This is a genomic window from Halosegnis sp. (assembly GCF_042216475.1).
GTDB lineage: Archaea > Halobacteriota > Halobacteria > Halobacteriales > Haloarculaceae > Halosegnis.
Genome location: NZ_JBDGTV010000006.1, coordinates 80040 through 98856, shown reverse-complemented (window position 1 = coordinate 98856; position 18817 = coordinate 80040). Strand labels below are relative to the sequence as shown.

The following is an 18817-nucleotide window of genomic DNA, read 5'->3' as shown; positions in this document are numbered from 1 at the left end:
GCCGTCATCAGCTGTTTGTACACTGTTCTGTTGCGGCCGCACAGGCCCACGTCTACCGTCTTTCTCTCGGTATCAAGCGAGGAGGAGCGGGACGCTCCGAATCAACGTCTGTGGAGACTGCGCTCTTTCCGGGAACCACTACGGGTCCTACACAGCGCGTCGTAGAAGCTGAAAGCCCGACCCTCACGAAACGAGCCGCGTCAGCGGCAAGTGAATAGAGTAGGGTAGTTCACCCGGCAAGCAGACCAACGACGAGTCCTACGATGATAAGCAGGAACACGACTATGAGCCCGTAGAACATGAACCGGTCTGCGCCGCTCATGGACTCCCGTAGCCGCCGGCGTGATAAAGGCCTCCCGGAGCCGGTCGGGAGCAGGATTGCGGCTCGCCGTCAGTCGTCGCTTAGCGTGGTATTCACGAGACCAGCCTCATCGGCCACCGATGCGACCTGCGGCCGGAATACCCACGCTGTCAGCAGGAGAATGGGAAGCATCGAGACGCCAACGACAGCGTAGCCGATATGAAGGTTTGCGAGGAATGGCGCGGCGTACACTAGCGGGTAGACAATCCCACCGACAGTGCCGATACCGCCGACGACGCCCGCAACCGCGCCCGAACTGTCGGGAAACATCGCAGGCACCTGCGCGAAGATAGCTCCCTCGGCAAAGGCACAGCCCATCCCGACGAGAAAGCCCGCACCGACCGCAAGTAGCACCTCGCCGGTCAACCCTGCAAGAGTCATTCCGAACATCGTCAGGACGACGAAACACAGCGCGAGGAACGTCCACTGCTCACGGTAGTGATCGCCGAAGACGGGGAGAAGGCTCGTCTCTGTGCGCGCTACCCAGTCGCTGACGTAGCCGCCGACCGGTCGAAGGAGGCCGGCCGCGATCGAGAAGGTAGCCGCGAACGTCGCCGCAAGCGTGAGATTCCGCGTGTCGAACGCCTCCCGGTAGTAGGTGGCGAGCCAGCCGTTCATCGACAGCTCCAGCCCGAACGTCATCAGATACGCGAGCGCGAGTACGACTGTCCCGTACCGGGTCGCAGTGTAGAACCAGCCTTTGAACGATGCGGTGTCTTTCGTAGCCGCACGCTTCTTGTCGGACTTGGCCGCCTCGCCGAGCAGGTAGTAGGCCACCCCGAGACCGACAGCGACGAGGCCGGTGTAGAAGAACGCAGCCCGCCAGTTGGTCGCAAACAACGGCCCTTCCCAGCCGGTAGGGAAGACACGGGGGAGAATGAGCGCGCCGCCTGCTGCCCCGGCGTTGCCGATTCCGGCGTAGATACCCTCGGCGGTGCCGAGTTGCGTCTCATCGAACCACTCCGAGACGTGCTGGATACCGATGACGAACGTGATGCCGGCGGTAGCGACAATTAGCCGCTCGACGAAAAAAACGGCGTACGACTCCGCGAACGCCGACGCCATCGAAAAGACGCCGACGTAACCAAGCACAATGGCGAACACTGTCGGCGCGCCGAACTTGTCGGAAAGCCAGCCGGTCAGGATTCGGCCGAATGGCGCAAGCCAGATTGCTGCACTCGCGAGCACCCCAATTTCGGCCAGCGAGAGCCCGAACTCCTCTGCCATCGGCCCGGTGAACGGCGCGAACGAGAACCAGATGAGAAACGAGAAATTGAAGCCGATAGTTGCCAGCGCGAGCGTCCGCCATTTCGTCATTCTGACGAGAGTCACGGAACACCACCCGAAAAACAAACGCTCGTTTTATTCGGCTCGATTCGAGTGTTCGTGTCGTCTTTCACGCTTTGGATGTATTGAAACTATACAATAAACGCTATCCTGATACGTGTATGAACTAGTGGGTTACCAGAGGGGATAGCGAAAGACCTTCTACCGATAAAGGGTGTATTAGGCGCGGAGAGACGAGTCTCAGGCTGCGAGTTCCTTCGCGTCCGCGAGCACCTCGCGGGCGTGGCCGCGCGGCTCCGCATGAGCGGGATCGTACGTCGCGACTACCTCGCCGTCCGCAAGCAGGAAGGTCAACCGCTCAGTGTATCCCTCGTCAGTCGGGACGCCGAACGCCGTGGCAAGATCCCCCTCAGGATCCGCAAGCAGCTCAAACTCGAGACCTTCCTCTTCGGCGAAGTCGGCGTGCCGTTCGGCGTCGTCCATCGAGACGCCATACACCGTGACGCCGGCGTCACGGTACTCCGGCAGGGCGTCTTGGAACTCGTTTGCCTCGATTGTACAGCCGCCGGTGAAGTCTTTCGGATAAAAGTAGACGACCGTCGGCTCATCGAAGGAGAGCGTGACTGTCTCGCCGTGTTGGTTGGGTGCCGTAATCGTCGGAGAGGAATCACCAGGTTCGAGCATACCCGACGTGGCAGGCCCTCCCGCATACCTGTTGCGACCGCGGCGAGCCCGGCCGCTCACCCCACGCGGGCCGGGTGAGGCTGCGCGTCGACAGGCTGGTTGCCTCCATTCGCTCCCCCACCGTCACCGCCGCCAGCGACCGTCTGGTTTGTCGTCGCGTTGCCGACCCAGTCGGGCCGCTCAACGCTCGTCTCGCCGACGGCGCGCACTCGCAGCGCGACAACAACCGACACCCCCTCGCGCTCTGGGTCGTCGTAGCGGCGCACCAATTCGTGGACCAGTCCCCGGCGGTCGACTAACGCGCTTCCAACGGCGTTCGTGACCCCCGGCCAGGGGTCGCCGTTGGTTGCCAGCCAGACACCGGGCCGGCCGGCGACGGTCGTCGTCTCGACCACTCGCGAAGTCCGTACGGACAGGTAGTATCTGATGAGCCGTGCCTGGTCGTCGACGAACAGCCGCCCGGCGGGCCGGGGGGACACGGTAATCCCGTCGTCGTGTCGTTCGAGACGGTGGGTTGCGTTGGCGTACGTGTCGCGGTCGACGAAGGAAACGGGCCGCGTCCGAAACGTGCCGACCTCATGAACTGTCGCGACGTAGCGGTCTCCTGCAACGTGAATTCGCTCACGACGTAGCCCGGCCGGCTCGCCGTCAATGAACTCGCGGTAGACGAGACTTACGTGATACGAGTGGTTCTCAACGAGGTCGGCGTGGACAGCTGCCAGTTGCCGCTCGTCTATCTCGCCGGTGGTCACGCCGGGCGGGAGCCACGAGGCAGTTACCCCGCTCGCAGAGGTAGCTGGCTCTGAGTCGACGGAAACCGGGGTGACCGTCTCCGTTACTGGCGCAGTCCCAGAGCTGCCACTCCCAAACGGGATAGCTGTGCCGACGGTCGCAATCACGAACACGGCGACGCCTACAGTAATCACGCCCGCGACGATGCGTCGCGAACGGGCGTCGTCAACCTCAGGCGTAGAGGCAATAGGGACTGAGTCGGGTGCCGATCCGCTCGCCTCGGGGGCGACCTGTCCGGGTACACCCGATTCGGCAGCGAGGGAATCGAGCGAGCGGTCAAAGAATTGATCCGTGAGCCGCGCGAGCGCCTTGCGATCAACGCCGTATAGCGCGAGTTCATGGAGGCGGGTGGCGTCGATATCGCCGTCATCAAGCGCCACGATGACATCTGCATCGGCCGTCGCGTCGGCGTCTGCAGCTGGCTGAACCGCGAGCGTGCGACCGTCTGTCAGCCGTAGCAGGCCAGGACCGACCCGGTCGATGTCAAGCCCGCGGGCTCGCCACAACGCCGCGACAAAGGCCGTTCGCTCGGCTGGGTCGAGCTCGAGCACCGCCGCCGCGAACGTTGCCTGGTCGACAACTGGCATCGGTTAATTATCGAAACCGAAGCGTGTTAGAGGTTCTCACATCCGATGTGGATTTGGGGGCGGCGGCCGACCGACCGACATGGACGACGAGCGAGATCCAGAGGCGACGCTCCGGGCGTGGAAAGAGTCCATGGCGGCCGAACATGAGACGGCTATCGAAGAACCAGATCCTACGGCCGACCACAGCATCGAGGCGGTGGTCCAACTGAGCGTCCGGCTCCGGTTCAGTCTCGTTGACGGGCGACTGGTAGAGCGTGACCGCGAGCAAGTTGAGGCGGGCGAGCCGGAACTATTCTCCTGTGCGTGCGGCGTTCGCGGGATGACGCGGGCAGAGGCCCGCGAGCATCTTATAGCCGCTGAGGATTAGGGCGTGATGACCGCGCGGCCGTCTATCTCACCGTGTTCGAGCTGCTCTGCGACCGTATTTATCTCCGCAAGGTCGTAGCGGGTCGTCCGGAGCTCTACGTCGCCTCGCTCAACCAGCGCGACCAGTTCCTGAAGTTCGGTGTATTGGCCAACGAGCGTTCCCCGGTAGGCGAGTTCACCGTCAACAAGCGTCTGTGACGGCTCGTGGACGTGGCCACCATAGCCGACGACATGGTGATCGCCACCGGCCGCGGCGAGCTCTGGCCCGAGCGCCGTCGTCTCATCGCTACCAACAAAATCGAGTATCTGCTGGGCGCCGGTCCCATCGGTGCGATTCTCGATGGCCGCCGTAACGTCGTCGCTCGTGGGGTCGAGTGCGCGGTCGGCACCCAATTCCGTCGCTAACTCCCGGGCGCTCTGTTTCGGATCGAGGGCGAGGATATCCGCAGCACTCATCGCGTCGAGACACTGGACACCGATGTGCCCGAGCCCGCCAACGCCCACCACGACGGCGGCGTCGCCAGGGTTCAATTCGGCGACAGCCTTCTTCACGGCGTGATAGGCAGTGATGCCAGCATCGGCATGGGGCGCGATGTCGGCTGGGTCGACGCCATCGGGCAGAGGGACGACTGCCCGTTCGTTCGTCCGCAGGTACTCGGCGAAGCCGCCGTCGTGTGTCAGCCCGGGGAATGCGACGTTCTCACAGTACATGTCCTCGCCCTGCCGACAGGGGCGACACGTTCCGCAGGTCATCACTGGATGGCACAGTACCGGCTGGCCCTCCTCGACTGTCGTCACATTCTCGCCTGTCTCGGCGACGATACCAGCGTTTTCATGGCCGAGCGTAAGCGGCAGCTCTTGAGGGACATACTCCGCCCACATCCCCTCGACGACGTGGTTGTCGGTCTGACACCAGCCGGCTCCCTCAATCTCGACGACGACATCGTCCGCGGCCGTCGCTGTCGGCGCGTCAACCTCCTCGACTGTCAGCGCCTCGTCCATCTGGTCGGTGTACTCGTGGAGTCGTGCGGCGCGCATACCCGGTCTCACGGGGGCGTGGGTCGAAAGCGTTCGGGCGGGACAGGCGGGCGCGGGATTCATGACCATCGGCGACAGCCCTTGGGTATGAGCGACATCCGTCGGCTCGACGACGCAACGGTGGACCGTATCGCCGCCGGCGAGGTAGTCGAGCGGCCTGCCTCCGTCGTGAAGGAGCTCGTCGAGAACAGCGTTGACGCTAGCGCCAACCGGGTCGAGGTGCGCGTCAAGACCGGCGGCACCGAGCGGATTGAGGTGCGCGATGACGGTCACGGTATGAGCGGCGAGGACCTCGAACTGGCGGTGGCGGAACACGCCACGTCGAAGATACGTGACGTGACCGATCTTGAGGCGGGGGTCGGGACGCTCGGCTTCCGCGGGGAGGCGCTCCACGCCATCGGCGCGGTATCACGGCTCACCATCCGGTCGCGAGAACGGAACGCCGACCGCGGCGCCGAACTCCGGGTCGAGGGTGGCGAGGTGATCAGTCGCGAGCCGGTTGGCTGTCCGGTCGGGACGAGCGTCGTCGTCGAAGACCTTTTCTACAACGTCCCTGCTCGCCGAAAATACCTGAAGACCGAGGCGACAGAGTTCGGCCGTGTCAACCGCGTTGTCTCTGGCTACGCGCTCGCGAACCCGGACGTCGCAGTGTCGCTGGCCCATAACGGCCGTGAGACGTTCGCCACCGAGGGCAGAGGCGACCGCCGGGCTGCAATAATGGCTGTCTATGGCCGCGAGGTGGCCGCCGGGATGGTTCCCGTTGAGGGCACAGATGAAACCGGCCCGCTCAACGGCGTGACCGGACTGGTCAGTCATCCGGAGACGAACCGCGCGAGCCGCGAGTACATCCACGTGTTTGTGAACGGACGATGGGTGACCGCGAGCGCGGTCCGCGAGGCCGTAGTCGACGCATATGGCCGCCAGTTGGCGAGCGACCGTTATCCGTTCGCCGTCGTCAATCTTGATATCGACCCTGCAAGTGTCGATGTGAACGTCCACCCGCGGAAGCTGGAGGTACGCTTCGCCGACGAGTCAGGGATGCGCCAGCAGGTGCGCGATGCCGTCGAATCAGCACTGCTCGACGCAGGACTCATCCGGTCAAGCGCCCCGCGAGGCCGCTCGAAGGTCGACCAGACGGAGATACGGCAGGGGGAGTCGACAGACGACGAGCTAAATGGGGAGAGGGGGGCGAGCGATTCCGTGTCGAGAGGCACGGGACAGTCAGGCGGGAGCGGAGAGACGCGAGCGTCGACGGGCGACGAAGCCGGGACGGACCGGGCTGTGGCCACCGACGCGATGGGGGGCGGCGAAGCTAAATCGTCCCGAGGAGCCGACGAATCTGCGGAACCGTCTTCGGCCGACGACCGGCGATTCCATGCGGCGACTCAGACCACCCTTGACGGAACCGACCCGGACTGCGAGTTCGACCGGCTGCCCGCGATGCGAGTGCTCGGCCAACTTCACGACACATATCTCGTCGCTGAAACGGACGACGGGCTGGTGTTAGTCGATCAGCATGCCGCCGACGAGCGGGTCAACTACGAACGGCTGCGCGAGCAATTCGCCGACGATGTGCAGACGCAGGCGCTCGCGGAGCCGGTTGTCGTGTCGCTGACACCCCGGGAGGCCGCGCTCGCGGAGCCGGCCCGTGAGACACTCGCCCAACTCGGCTTCACAATACGGCTCGAAGACGCCCGGACGCTGCGGGTAGAGACGGTGCCAGCGCTACTTGCGGACGCTGTCGAGTGGGATACGGGCGCGAGCGGGCCATCGCTGGTGCGTGACCTGCTGGACGACTTCGCTGAAGGCGACCCAGAGCGAACCGTCGAGGCAGCCGTCGACGACCTACTGGGCGATCTCGCCTGCTACCCAGCGGTCACGGGGAACGTGTCGCTCACCGAGGGGGACACAACAGCACTACTGACGGCGCTGGACGACTGCGAGAACCCCTACGCCTGCCCACACGGCCGTCCAGTGGTAGTCGAAGTGAGCCGCGACGAAATCACAGAGCGATTCGAGCGCGACTACCCGGGCCACGGTGGTTGACTCTCCGATAGGAGAGTACCGACCGCCTATTGGGGATCAAACGGTATTGAACGAGCAGCAGATTCAAGCCCCGGCCCCGCCGTAATCTGCCAGCATGCGAGCCACACTGGTAGCGGTCACGGCGGTGCTCGTCCTGTCTGCATTCGTCGCTCCGGCGGTCGCAGCAGACGCCGACAGAGCGGACGACGGCGCAGCACCGGTGACGCTAACCGTCACCGTTGTCACGCCGTCAGGAGACCCTGTCGGTGGCGCGACCATCGATGCGTCTTGGGACGACGGGAGCACAACGGTGACGACAGCCAGCAACGGGAAGGCGTTCATCGACGTTCCCGAGGGTGCCAACGTGTCGCTATCCGCAGAGAGCGACGAGTACATCCGGAACCAGCCGCTCATCGTTGAGAACGCAAGCGCCCGCGAGGTGACCATCGAGGTAGCCCCAAAGGGTCAACTCACCGTTGCGGTGAACGACACCGACGGGCCCGTTGAGGACGTCCGCGTGCGACTCCAGACCGACGCGGGGGTTGTCGCCGAAGGGCGGACAGACGAGAACGGCGAGTACACAACGCCCGCCATCGAGCAGGGCGAGTACGTGCTCCGACTATTCAAGGAGGGTTACTACCGAAATATCACCCGCGAGACGGTCGGAGAGTCAACGCGGTTGAACCGGTCGATGCGCCGCGGGACGACTAACGTACAGTTCCGCGTCGTCGATGACCACTTTTCCCCGCCACGGGAGCTATCGGACGCTCGGGTTGAAGTGAACGGGATTGGGAGCCAGCGGCTCACCGCCGGCACTGTGACGTTTACTCTACCGGTGAATACCCGCTACACCGTCGTCGCCAGTAAGGACGGATACACAACCAACGAGACGAGTATTTTCGTCGGCGCGGAGGGTAACGAGCGGACGCTCGCCATCAACCGCGAGCCAGACCTGAACCTCACGGCAGCCAACGACCGGGTCGTCGTCGGTGAGACAGTGCAGGTGACTGTACGTAATGCCTACAACGAGCGTGTTGAGGGGGCAACGGTGACCGTTGACGGTGAGACGGTCGCGACCACCGGCGCGGACGGTACCGCCGCAGTGCCGATAGAGACCGCTGGCGAAGTGACCATCGCCGCTAGCACGAACGGTATCACCTCGAACGAACTCACCATCGTCGGCGTGGCGACGGCGACTGCGACACCAGAGTCGACGCCTACCGCGACGCCCGTCTCGACGCCAACACCTGAGGGGGAGCTGCCGGTCGTCGGCCAGCCTGGATTCACTCCAGTTGTCGCTGTACTTGCGCTGCTGGGGGTGGGGCTACTCGTGGGGCGACGGCGCTAACTACTCCGCGGCAGGGAGCTCTGTCGTCCGGAGCACGTATGACATCCTCCCCGGTTTGAACGTCGGAGGTTCCCGAGCGTTGGGATATTATGATTTGCAGCGTACCTAGCGTTGCGGGGCTACTCAGCCTGTAGATTGGTCGTTGCGAATGGACGCAACGTAGGGACGCGTGACCCGGTTCGCCACAGTTAGCCTGTGATAGGCTGGTTACACAATTGTCTGCCGACCGGAGCGAACGTGGAATATCCGGGCCGGAGGGTTTCGTGGACTGCGGCACCGGGCTTATGCGATTCACGCCCGGCCTAATCGCCGGGATTTTCTCGCTGAATCAAGAGGGTTACGAGTCTAAAACGGGCATCGGTTGGGTCCCGGTCTTCAGGCGGAGGACGGTGTCAAAGCCGGAGATACTGGGCGTGGCGGGTGCCGTCGACGTCAAGCACGTTCGTCTCCCGGACAAAGCCGGCTTCGACAGCCACTCGAACAGACTCGGGGCCGAGGAGATTAGCCACGTCACACCGGGCAAGCGCGTCGGTTACGGCGGCAGCATCGACAGGGTCGCCGTCGTAGAAGGCAGGGTCAGCAGTGATGGATACCTCGCCGTTGTCGAACGTCTCGCCAAGCAGGTCGTCGTCGCAGACGGAGACGAGCAACCCCTCGGGTGTATCACGCTCGACGAGCAGCATCAGTCAACCATCTCCGCTTCCCGCTGCTGGCGCACCTCCTCGGCCTCGTCCGCGAGTTCCTCGGCACGTTCCTCGTTACCGGTCTCCTCGTATGCGCGAGCCAACTCCTCCAGCAATTCCGGGCTGCGCATTCCGAGCCGCTGGGCGTTCTCGAGGGCGTTGACAGCCTCCTCAGCAAGCCCCCGCTCAAGCAGGAAGAAGCCGCGATTGTACCACGCCTGCGGAAGTCGCGCGTCGAGTTCGACGGCCCGTTCGGCGTGCTCGAGCGCCTGCTCCGTGCGGCCAGCCTCCCAGAGCGCGTACGCGAGATTCGTCTCGGCACTAGCGGCGTGCTCCCCCTGACTGTCGACGTACAGTGCCTCGCGGTGAGCGTCGATAGCTGCCTCCCACTCCTCGAGTTCCGCGTGGGCGGCACCCTTGTTCACCCACGCCTCCTGCTCGACGGCGTCGTCGTCAGTGAACTGCGCGGCCCGTTCGAATGTGTCGACAGCCTGCTCGAACCGCTGGATACCCATGTAGGAGAGGCCAACATCAATGAGTTCGCCGGCGTCCACGTCCTTGGCGACGGACTGGCGACGGTCGAGCGTGTCCGCGACCACGCGGGAGTCGACAGGGTCGACTTGGTCAGGGTCGACGGTTAGTTCGGGCGGGTCGAGGTCGAACCCTTCGTAGGGATCCCCATGTCCTTGTCCCTCTGAGAAGTCGTGATCGTCGGGCGTATCGTCGGTCATTGTCCGTCTTCCGGGAAGCAGACGCAAAAGGGCTACGTCCCGAAGGCCGCTACCGGCCGGTATGCGTGCGTTCGTCTCTGTCGACCTCGACGGCTTGGCTGAGGAGGTGCGACGGGTGCAGGCGCCGCTGGACCGTCCGGGGCTGGATCCAGTCGATCCCGCGGACGCCCACGTGACGCTGAAATTCCTCGGCGACGTGATTGACCCCGACCCGGTTGTCGCGGCGTTGGAGCGGGCTGTCGACGACGCTGACGTTGCCCCATTCGAGGCAACGTTCGGTGGCTACGGCGTTTTCCCTTCCCTCGAATATATTTCGGTCGTCTGGGCAGGAGTTAGGGCAGGTTCCGAGCCGTTGACCCGCCTCCACGAGGCGATCGAGCAAGAGACGACGAACCTGGGCTTCGACTCCGAGGATCACGAGTTTACCCCTCACGTCACGCTCGCTCGGATGCGCGATGCTCGGAGCAAGGAGCACGTCCAATCAGTGGTCCGCGAGCGGGACCCAATGCTCGGCCGACTCCCGGTGAAGGAGATACGGCTCACCAAGTCGATGCTCACCGACGAGGGATCTCACTACGAGACGATTAAACGGATCCGGCTCTGACTTTCGGGCCGCCTAAAAATATCGAGAAGCCGACAGGTTCAGGGATGGGCGGTGGCAAGCACCGCCATGGCGGGCGCGACAGCGTACGCGCTGGTGTTCGCCGCAGGGCTGGTGACGGCACTTGCGACGGGTTTAGGTGCGCTTCCGTTTTTTATCGTGGAGACAGTGAGTGCCCGGGCGAACGTCGCGCTGTGGGGCGTCGCCTCTGGTATCATGCTCACGGCCAGCGCGTTCGGCCTACTTCCAGAGGGGCTGGCAGCGGGCCGACCCGTCGTCGTCGCCGGTGGGTTGATTGTGGGCGCACTGTTCGTGGTCGTCGGCCACGCCATCGTTGACGAGTCAGAAATCAACCCTCGCAAGCATGAAAAAAGAGAATTCCGCCGCTTCGTCCTCGTTGTTGGGGTGCTCACTGCCCATTCGCTGCCTGAGGGAGTCGCCATCGGCGTCGCATTCGCTGGCCTGACCGCTGGCGGAGTCACATCCGTCCCGTCGCTGGCCGTCGCGATGACCGTCGCCATCTCCGTACACAATGTCCCCGAAGGAGTAGCCATCTCTATCCCGCTGCGGGACGCAGGCGCATCGCCGCCGCGGATGGTCGGCTGGTCCGTCTTCTCAAGTCTGCCACAGCCGCTGGGGGCTGTTCTCGCCTTCGGGTTCGTCCGGTTAGCCGAGCCGCTGTTGCCGTTCGGCTTCGGGCTGGCCGCAGGGGCGATGGCATACCTTGTCGTCGCGGAGTTCATTCCTGAGGCGCTTGCGGCTGGACGAGAGTTGTCAGGCGACGGACTCCCCGAACTGGCCGCGGGCATCGCTACCGGCGGCTTGGGGATGGGAATGCTGCTCGTCGCCGTGTAGCCGTGGGACGGGGGAATCGAAAGGACAGCGATAAATGCCCGGGCGTCGAACGCCCGGCCACCATGGGCAAGAAGTCGAAGGCGAAAAAGAAGCGGCTGGCGAAGCTGGAGCGACAGAACAGCCGGGTGCCGGCGTGGGTCATCATGAAGACCGACCGGGACGTGATGCAGAACCCGAAGCGGCGCAACTGGCGGCGTAGCGATACGGACGAATGAGCGCAAGCGACTTCGAGGAGCGCGTCGTGACGGTACCGCTGCGAGCGGCTAAGGCGGAGGCAAAACAGCGACGCGCGGACAAGGCGATGACGCTCGTGCGCGAACACCTCGCCAAGCAGTTCAGCGTCGCGCCGTCAGCCGTCCGGCTCGATACCTCAATCAACGAGGCGGTGTGGGAGCGGGGTCGCTCGAAGCCTCCCTCGAAACTGCGGGTCCGCGCGGCCCGCTTCGACGAGGAGGGCGAGGCCGTCGTCGAGGCGGAGACGGCCTGACGTGCTCCGGGCGGCTCTCTCGGGATCGTCGTACATCGGCGTCTTCGCCCGCGCCACTGACGACGCCCTGCTCGTCCGCCCCGATATGGACCCGGAGCTCCAGGAGGCGTTTGCCGACGAACTCGAGATCGAGGCGTGCCCGACAACGGTGGGCGGCGCCGGAACGGTCGGCGCGCTTGCTGTCGGGAACGAGAATGGTCTCCTGGTTTCCTCGCGTATCTCTGCCCGCGAGCGCGAACAGATACGCGAGACAACGGGACTCTCTGTGCGCGAGCTTCCAGGAAAGCTGAACGCCGCTGGCAACGTCGTTCTCTGTAACGACGCTGGCGCCTACGTCCACCCAGACCTCTCGCGGAAAGCGGTGCAGGCGGTCAGCGACGCGCTTGAGGTGCCCGTTGAGCGTGGAGATGTCGCAGGCGTCCGCACCGTCGGCACCGCTGCGGCCGCGACAGACGCAGGCGTACTGTGCCACCCAAAGACGACAGACGAGACGCTCGATGCGCTAGAGGCGCTGCTGGGAGTACCTGCCGATATCGGCACGATCAATTACGGCGGCGCGCTCGTCGGCAGCGGACTCGTCGCTAACGCCAGCGGCTACGTGTGCGGCGAGGAGACGACGGGCCCGGAACTCGGCCGCATCGAATCGGCGCTTGGTTTCATCGATTGAGAACCGCGCGAACGACTATTAGGCTCCGTCGTGTCCACCAGCCAAGATGCGCGAGGAGGCGACTGAGCACGAGCGGAAGCTCATCGGCCTCCAAGAGTACACCCGCGAGTTGCTGACCGCTGAGAGCCGTGCAGGGACGGCCCGTGTCGCTGTGGAGGCAGCCCACGAAGTGCTCGGTGCACCTCTTGTCGGGTTCCACGATCACGACCCCGAGCATCGAAGGCTCGGTACGCTCGCGTCCGTCGACACTGTCCGCGACGAACTCGGCGGTGCTCCCGTATACGAGCGGACGGACGACAATCGGGTCGCACAGCTAGTCTGGGGCGTCTTCCAGGCTGGCGAGCCAGTCTACATTGACGATATGCGGGCGTACGACGCCGCGGCCGCAGAGGTAACACCGGCCGCGAGCTGCATCCTTCGCCCGGTGGGAGATCGAGGGCTGTTCATCGCCTCGTCGACAACAACCGACGCGTTCGATGAGTCAGACCGGCTGCTCGTGGAGATACTCGTCGACGCACTGGCGGCGGCACTTCGTCGTGTGGAGCGGGAGCGGTTGCTCCAGCAGCGAACTAATCAACTCCGCCGCGAAAACGACCGGCTCAATGAATTCGCGGGCGTCGTCAGCCACGACCTGCGCAACCCGCTGAACGTCGCAGTCGGGCGGGTCGACCTAGCTCGGGAGGCCGCCGAGCGAGCGGCCGTCGTGGAGCAGCTCAACGAGGCAGAGGCAGCGATGGACCGTGCGTTCGAACTTATTGATGACCTGCTGACGCTGGCTCGGGATGGACAAACGGTTGAGTCGACTGAGTCCGTGCCGCTTGCGGCCGTTGTCGCCGAGGCGTGGGGACGAGTCGAGGCTGCAGATGCAGCGCTGTCCGTCCAGCTGGGCGACGAGCGGGTCGAGGCAGACCGGAGCCGGCTCACAGAGTTGTTCGAGAACCTGTTCCACAATAGCGTGGAACACGGCTCCACGGACAGTTCGCACAGGGCCATTGATCGCAGTGAACGCGCCGCAACAGACGGCACGCCGACCGTTACAGTCACTGTTGGTACACTCGCGGACGGATTCTATGTTGCGGACGACGGACCGGGGATTCCCGAATCGGAACGCGAGCGGGTGTTTGAGCGGGGGTACACGACGAGCGACTCGGGGACGGGGTTCGGACTGCGCATCGTGCGTGACATTGCCGGTGGCCACGGCTGGTCGGTATCCGTCACCGAGAGCGAGGCTGGCGGGGCGCGTTTCGAGGTCACCGGCGTTGACATAACCGACTGAGCCGGGGGCAGGTCGGAAGGTACTTCCCGCTCGCGCGGCCCGTTTCAGGTATGAGCGAGTTCAGAGTGAGCGGTCGGTTCCAAGCCCGCGACGGCTGGCAGCAGTTCGAGGTGTCTGTCGACGCACCAAATGAGTCGGTCGCCCGGGAGCGAACATACGCGAACATCGGCTCCCAGCACGGACTGAAGCGCACGGAAATCGAGCTCGACGGGGTGGACGCATGAGCCTTGGCGGTGGCGGCGGTGGCGGCCAGATGCAGGAACTCCAACAGCAGCTCCAAGCGCTTGAGCAGGAGAAGGAGGCACTCGAGGGTGAAGTCGAAGAGCTGCGTGCCGAACAGAGCGAGATTGATGAAGCAATCGAGGCCCTGGACGTGCTCGACTCGGGCTCGACGGTGCAGGTACCGTTGGGTGGAGATGCGTACGTGCGCGCTACCGTCGAGGATATCGACGAGGTCATCGTCTCGCTGGGCGGCGGCTACGCGGCCGAACACGAGAGCGATGAGGCCGTCGAAACGCTCGAGCACAAGAAGGACACTATCGACGAGCGCATCGAAGACCTGCGCGAGGAGATAAGCCAAGTGGAGACGGAGACCGAGCGGCTTGAACAGCAGGCCCAGCAGATGCAACAGCAACAGATGCAGCAGATGCAACAACAGATGGGCGGCCCCGGCGACGGCGGCGACGAGGAGTAGGGAATGTTCGACTCGCTGAAGGAGAAGCTCGGCCGGTTCGAGGAGGACGTCGAAACAACGACGGACGCCGACTCCGAGACGGATGACGAACAGCCGACCGAGCCCGACCCCGAGGCGACCGACGAGTCGGCTGAGGACCCAGAGTCCGACGACAGCCTCACCGAGCGGGCAAAGCTGTTCGCCTCTGGCAAATCGAAGATAACCGAGGAAGAGCTTGAGGAGCCCCTTGAGCAGCTTGAGTTCGCTCTTCTTGAGGGAGATGTCGAGCTGAGCGTCGCCAGCGAAATCATCGACCGGCTGCGCGAGGAGCTGGTTGGTCAGGCTCGCGCACAGGTAAAGAGCGGCGAGGTGGTCGTCCAAGAGGCGATCGGTGCAGCGCTGCTCGATGTCATCGACGTGGGCGGTATCGACTTCGACGAGGAAATCGCCGCCCGCGAGAAACCCGTGACCGTCATTTTCACTGGCGTCAACGGCGTCGGCAAGACGACGACCATCGCGAAATTAGGGCGGTATCTTGAGGAGCGAGGCTACGACGTGGTGCTGGCGAATGGCGACACCTACCGTGCGGGCGCAAACGAGCAGCTGCAAGAGCATGCCGACAACCTCGGGCTGAAGCTTATTAGCCACGAGCAGGGGGGCGACCCCGCGGCAGTCATCTATGACGCCGTTGAGTACGCGGAGGCGAACGAGGTCGACATCGTGCTCGGGGATACAGCCGGCCGGCTCCACACCTCGAACGACCTGATGAGCCAGCTGGAAAAGATAGACCGAGTCGTCGGCCCAGACCTGACGTTGTTCGTCGACGAGGCCGTCGCCGGCCAGGACGCTACCCAGCGCGCACAGCAGTTCAATGACGCCGCCGAGATAGACGGTGTCGTCCTCACGAAGGCGGATGCCGACTCGCAGGGCGGCGCCGCTATCTCAATCGCACACGTCACTGGCAAGCCGATACTGTTCCTCGGAACCGGCCAAGGGTACGACGATATCGAACAGTTCGACCCAGAGACAATCGTCGACCGACTCACTACCTAACCGGCCGACGAGCTACGGGGGTACTTTAACCGCCGCCGATGTTCGGGTGGGGGGTTAGCCGTCCGGCGACCATAGCCGTTTGCGATGAGTACGAGCCGGACGGCGACGGCGGAACGGACGGTTGAGACGTGTACGCTATGTGCCCAGTCCGTCCCGCCAGAGGAGATGCTGACCCTCGAGACCGACCACGACGAGCAGACGCTGTGTGTCTTTTGTGCCCGGTCGCTGTTCGACGCGGAAACAGGGACGGCCCAAGTCAGAGGCACGGACCAAGCGGTTATCGAGCCAGAGCGGACATCAGACACCCAGCGCGACTCCGCGCCGGCGACCGGCGAGCGGGCACGCGACGTGACGTGGGCGCCGCCGCGGCCCCGGCGAGTAGACGGCCTCGGCGAGACGCTGGTCGCGACTCATCGGTTATCGCTGTCTCTGCTGTGGGCGATACACCGGACGAACGTACGACTGCTCGAGCGGCTGCTCGATGAGACGGATGTCCAGACACTGCTCGTGCTCATCGTGACGCTCGCGACGGCCGCGACGGTTGCATTGGGAGCACTGGCGGCCGCCGGTCCGTGACTACTCCTCTGCCGAGAGACCGTCCGTGCGCCCGCGATCGAGAGCGGGATTGGCGTCGTGGTGTTCGGAATAGCCATCGAACCAGCGGACGATGCGCTCGATGCGGTCGACAACGTGGGCCGGCTCGCCCGACCGCGAGAGTTCGTGGCCCTCTCGCGGGTAGCGGACCATCCGCGTGTCGACACCCTGCTTGCGGAGGTACCGGTAGAACAGTTCGCCGTTGCAGACCGGCACGCGGTAGTCGTTCTCGGCGTGGACGACGAGCGTTGGTGTCTCGACATCGTCGGCGTAAGTGGCCGGGGAATGAGCCGCCAAATAGCCCGGCTCCTCCCACGGGAGTGCGTCGAAGTCGTCCTCAACAAGCCGGTAGGCGCCGTCCGTTGAGCCGTAGAAGGAGGCGAGGTCGTAGACACCGCGCTGGGCGACGGCTCCCGCGAAGCGGTTTGTGTGCCCGACCATCCACGCAGTCATGTAGCCGCCGAAAGAGCCGCCGGTGAGGAACTGCTGGCCCTCGTCCACTTCTGGGCGATCAGAAACGACATTCGCGCCTGCGAGCACGTCGCGCATCGTTACCTCGCCCCAGTTCTCGGCGATGGCCTGCGTAAACTCGTCGCCATAGCCGAGCGAGCCGCGTGGATTCGACCAGAAGACGACGTAACCGCGGGCCGCCAGCGTCTGGAACTCGTGCCAGGTTGACCCAGCAGCCGTCCAAGAGGCGTGTGGGCCGCCGTGGACTTCGACGACGAGAGGGTACTCCTCATCGGGATTGGCGTCGGGCGGCGTCAGCACCCACCCGTCGAGGTCGTAGCCGTCGCTCTCGAAGCTGATACGCTCTGGGACGCCGATATCGTGCTCGGCGAGATAGTCAGCGTTGAATGCGGTGAGTCGGGTCAACTCGCCAGCGTGGGCAAACGCGTCGTCCGGATGGCTGGCCGTCGATCGTGCGACCGCAACGATGCCGCCAGCGGCGTGGACCGCCGTCGCATGGCCGTCTCCTACCACCGTATCGATGGCACCATCGTCGACCCGTGCGCGCCGCACCGTCACGTGGCCGCTGTCGGGCGTGAGGAAATAGAGATCGCCGTCGTCCCACGCCATCGACCGCGAGCGGCCGACCGAGCGATCAAGGTCGGCAGTGACGACTGTCTCCGAGCCGTCTGTGGGGTCGAACACGCAGAGGTCGGTCTGGCGCATCGCCGCTCGGCGAGGTGGCGTCCGCGGGTAGGCGAGCCGGCCGTCCTCGGCGACCGCCAGTCGCGGCGCGTAGTCGGTCGTCGTGGCGACGTGCTCGGGATCGCCCCCCTCGCCCGTCGCGACAACCCGCTTGATATCGAACTCGATAGTGTCGTCCGGGTCCGGGACGTCCGCCTTCACAGCGTAGAAAAGGTGGTCGTCGTCGGCCCACGCGGGGAACTGATAATCGCGGTCGCCGTCCGTCAGCCGGGTCACCGTCTCAGTCGTGAGATCGACGACGTAAACGTGCGAGCGGCCGCCGTCGAAGTACGACTCGAACGCGCGGTAAACGGTACGGTCGTGCACCCGCGGGTCTGGCTCCTCGCGCTCGTAATCATCGTCAACTGAGAGGTCGTGGTCCGCCTCCCGCTCCTCCGGACGGGTTGTCTGCGTGAACGCGATACGCGTGCCGTCAGGCGACCACGCGATGTCGGAGACACCGCCGACAACGTCTGTCACGCGGCGGGATTCCCCGCCGGTGGCCGGAACAACCCGGAGCTGTGGCGTTCCCTCTGTGCCGCGGTCGGAGACGAATGCCAGCCGATCGCCAGACGGAGACCACCGCGGCTCGGCATCCACGCCTTCCTCAGCGGTGAACCGGCGAGGCTCCTTGCCCCCGTCAGCGGGGACGGTGTACACCGTCGCCTCGTACTCTTCATCGGTGTCTGGCGTCTCGCGGAGGACGGCGACCGTTTCGCCGTCCGGACTCGCGCGGGCCGCGGTGGCGCGCACAAGGTCGTGGTAGTCGGCTGCTTCGACCGGCTTGCCCATACCGCTCTGACGCCGGGCGGCAGTATGAAGCCGACGACTCAGAGCCCGCGGACGGCGAGCGCAGCCAGCCCCAGCGTGGCCCCGCCCGCAAGCCAGTCGAGCAGCCGGCGAGCGCGGTCGGTCGCGAGTAACTGGCGGGCGCGGCCGGCCGCAAGCGCGAGGATGCTGAGGTAGCAAGCCGTCAGTGCTGCGTACAGCCCGCCAAGTGGTAGCAGTTCCAGCCCCGCGCCAAACTGCGGCAGGAACGCGAGGAAAAACAACGCCACCTTCGGGTTGAGAACATTCGTGAGCAGGCCGCGCCGGAAGCCTTCGTTCGCATCGGAATCGACACTCCCCACCTCGTGGTCGGTGCCGCGCAGCATACCAACACCGAGGTACGCGAGGTAGCCCGCGCCCGCGAGCGTTATAACGTCAGCCGCGGCCGGCATCGCCTGGAACAAGGCGGCGAGGCCGATGACGGCCGCAAGCGTATGAACGCAGACGCCCGCCGCAACGCCGAGAGCAGCCCGGAGACCGGCGGCCCGCCCGACGCCGACGGCCTGCGCGAGGACGAACGCTGTGTCCGGGCCGGGCGCGAGTATCAGCGCGACGGCGGCCACGAGGTAGGTGATGAATCCGGCCACGCCGGGCGCTCGACCCGCGAACAGAAAGCCGTCACGCCGCGTGGACCGGCGTCGCCGCCGCGAGCGGCCGAACAACGGAAAAGCGTTTACCGCGTCGGCG

The 18817-nt window shown here is 64.8% G+C and carries 21 protein-coding genes; 13 read left to right on the top strand and 8 right to left on the bottom strand.

Annotated elements, in window-relative coordinates:
- Nucleotides 1-391: 391 nt before the first annotated feature.
- The 3 genes from ABEJ63_RS03025 to ABEJ63_RS03015 all read right to left on the bottom strand — a co-directional run bounded on the left by ABEJ63_RS03025 (nt 392) and on the right by ABEJ63_RS03015 (nt 3711).
- Nucleotides 392-1678 carry an MFS transporter gene (locus tag ABEJ63_RS03025; protein WP_375794920.1) on the bottom strand — a complete coding sequence of 429 codons (1287 nt, stop codon included), beginning with the start codon at nt 1676-1678 and terminating at the stop codon, nt 392-394.
- A gap of 210 nt (nt 1679-1888) precedes the next feature.
- Nucleotides 1889-2332, bottom strand: a complete 444-nt coding sequence (locus ABEJ63_RS03020) for a peroxiredoxin (protein WP_375794869.1) — start codon at nt 2330-2332, stop codon at nt 1889-1891.
- A gap of 56 nt (nt 2333-2388) precedes the next feature.
- Nucleotides 2389-3711: a hypothetical protein gene (locus ABEJ63_RS03015; RefSeq protein WP_375794868.1), complete on the bottom strand. Its 1323-nt coding sequence runs from the start codon at nt 3709-3711 to the stop codon at nt 2389-2391.
- Between the two features lie 79 nt (nt 3712-3790).
- Here ABEJ63_RS03015 and ABEJ63_RS03010 point away from each other — a divergent pair, with 79 nt between their 5' ends.
- On the top strand, nt 3791-4078 hold the full coding sequence (locus tag ABEJ63_RS03010; RefSeq protein WP_375794867.1) for a hypothetical protein: 288 nt from the start codon (nt 3791-3793) through the stop codon (nt 4076-4078).
- On the opposite strand, the gene ABEJ63_RS03005 is transcribed toward ABEJ63_RS03010, so the two are convergent.
- Entirely contained in the window at nt 4075-5115 is a 1041-nt protein-coding gene (locus tag ABEJ63_RS03005; RefSeq protein WP_375794866.1) for an NAD(P)-dependent alcohol dehydrogenase, read from the bottom strand. The genes ABEJ63_RS03010 and ABEJ63_RS03005 overlap by 4 nt on opposite strands.
- Before the next feature lie 87 nt (nt 5116-5202).
- Between ABEJ63_RS03005 and mutL the strand changes: the two genes are divergently transcribed.
- Together mutL and ABEJ63_RS02995 are read left to right on the top strand one after the other, a co-directional pair.
- Nucleotides 5203-7161 carry a DNA mismatch repair endonuclease MutL gene (gene mutL, locus ABEJ63_RS03000; protein WP_375794865.1) on the top strand — a complete coding sequence of 653 codons (1959 nt, stop codon included), beginning with the start codon at nt 5203-5205 and terminating at the stop codon, nt 7159-7161.
- Between the two features lie 94 nt (nt 7162-7255).
- Complete coding sequence (locus tag ABEJ63_RS02995) at nt 7256-8488, top strand: PGF-CTERM sorting domain-containing protein (protein WP_375794864.1); 1233 nt, start codon at nt 7256-7258, stop codon at nt 8486-8488.
- 392 nt (nt 8489-8880) lie between these two features.
- Here ABEJ63_RS02995 and ABEJ63_RS02990 read toward each other — a convergent pair whose 3' ends face one another.
- A complete protein-coding gene (locus tag ABEJ63_RS02990; protein WP_375794863.1) occupies nt 8881-9171 on the bottom strand; it encodes a DUF424 domain-containing protein in 291 nt (96 codons plus the stop codon).
- Nucleotides 9171-9902: a tetratricopeptide repeat protein gene (locus tag ABEJ63_RS02985; RefSeq protein WP_375794862.1), complete on the bottom strand. Its 732-nt coding sequence runs from the start codon at nt 9900-9902 to the stop codon at nt 9171-9173. The genes ABEJ63_RS02990 and ABEJ63_RS02985 overlap by 1 nt, the downstream gene beginning before the upstream one ends.
- A 61-nt stretch (nt 9903-9963) precedes the next feature.
- On the opposite strand from ABEJ63_RS02985, the gene thpR reads away from it, so the two are divergent.
- The 10 genes from thpR to ABEJ63_RS02935 all read left to right on the top strand — a co-directional run bounded on the left by thpR (nt 9964) and on the right by ABEJ63_RS02935 (nt 16090).
- On the top strand, nt 9964-10506 hold the full coding sequence (thpR, locus tag ABEJ63_RS02980) for an RNA 2',3'-cyclic phosphodiesterase (RefSeq protein ID WP_375794861.1): 543 nt from the start codon (nt 9964-9966) through the stop codon (nt 10504-10506).
- A 66-nt stretch (nt 10507-10572) separates the two neighbouring features.
- The gene (locus ABEJ63_RS02975; RefSeq protein WP_375794860.1) at nt 10573-11358 is read left to right on the top strand and encodes a ZIP family metal transporter; all 786 of its coding nucleotides are present in this window, start codon (nt 10573-10575) and stop codon (nt 11356-11358) included.
- Nucleotides 11359-11420: 62 nt separating this feature from the next.
- Nucleotides 11421-11573, top strand: coding sequence for a 50S ribosomal protein L39e (locus tag ABEJ63_RS02970; protein WP_375794859.1), 153 nt, complete (start codon nt 11421-11423; stop codon nt 11571-11573).
- On the top strand, nt 11570-11845 hold the full coding sequence (locus tag ABEJ63_RS02965; protein WP_375794858.1) for a 50S ribosomal protein L31e: 276 nt from the start codon (nt 11570-11572) through the stop codon (nt 11843-11845). Before ABEJ63_RS02970 ends, ABEJ63_RS02965 begins: the two co-directional genes overlap by 4 nt.
- 1 nt (nt 11846) lies before the next feature.
- Complete coding sequence (locus ABEJ63_RS02960) at nt 11847-12512, top strand: translation initiation factor IF-6 (RefSeq protein ID WP_375794857.1); 666 nt, start codon at nt 11847-11849, stop codon at nt 12510-12512.
- 46 nt (nt 12513-12558) lie between these two features.
- Nucleotides 12559-13788, top strand: coding sequence for a sensor histidine kinase (locus ABEJ63_RS02955; RefSeq protein ID WP_375794856.1), 1230 nt, complete (start codon nt 12559-12561; stop codon nt 13786-13788).
- 50 nt (nt 13789-13838) lie between these two features.
- Nucleotides 13839-14012 carry a 50S ribosomal protein L18Ae gene (gene rpl18a / locus ABEJ63_RS02950; protein ID WP_375794855.1) on the top strand — a complete coding sequence of 58 codons (174 nt, stop codon included), beginning with the start codon at nt 13839-13841 and terminating at the stop codon, nt 14010-14012.
- Complete coding sequence (gene pfdA, locus ABEJ63_RS02945) at nt 14009-14482, top strand: prefoldin subunit alpha (RefSeq protein WP_375794854.1); 474 nt, start codon at nt 14009-14011, stop codon at nt 14480-14482. Before rpl18a ends, pfdA begins: the two co-directional genes overlap by 4 nt.
- 3 nt (nt 14483-14485) lie before the next feature.
- Complete coding sequence (ftsY, locus tag ABEJ63_RS02940; protein ID WP_375794853.1) at nt 14486-15514, top strand: signal recognition particle-docking protein FtsY; 1029 nt, start codon at nt 14486-14488, stop codon at nt 15512-15514.
- 84 nt (nt 15515-15598) lie between these two features.
- Nucleotides 15599-16090, top strand: a complete 492-nt coding sequence (locus tag ABEJ63_RS02935) for a hypothetical protein (protein ID WP_375794852.1) — start codon at nt 15599-15601, stop codon at nt 16088-16090.
- On the opposite strand, the gene ABEJ63_RS02930 is transcribed toward ABEJ63_RS02935, so the two are convergent.
- Together ABEJ63_RS02930 and ABEJ63_RS02925 are read right to left on the bottom strand one after the other, a co-directional pair.
- The gene (locus ABEJ63_RS02930) at nt 16091-18094 is read right to left on the bottom strand and encodes a S9 family peptidase (protein WP_375794851.1); all 2004 of its coding nucleotides are present in this window, start codon (nt 18092-18094) and stop codon (nt 16091-16093) included.
- A gap of 38 nt (nt 18095-18132) precedes the next feature.
- Nucleotides 18133-18717 (bottom strand): LysE family translocator, encoded by a 585-nt coding sequence (locus ABEJ63_RS02925; RefSeq protein ID WP_375794850.1) that lies wholly within the window; start codon nt 18715-18717, stop codon nt 18133-18135.
- Nucleotides 18718-18817 lie beyond the last annotated feature (100 nt).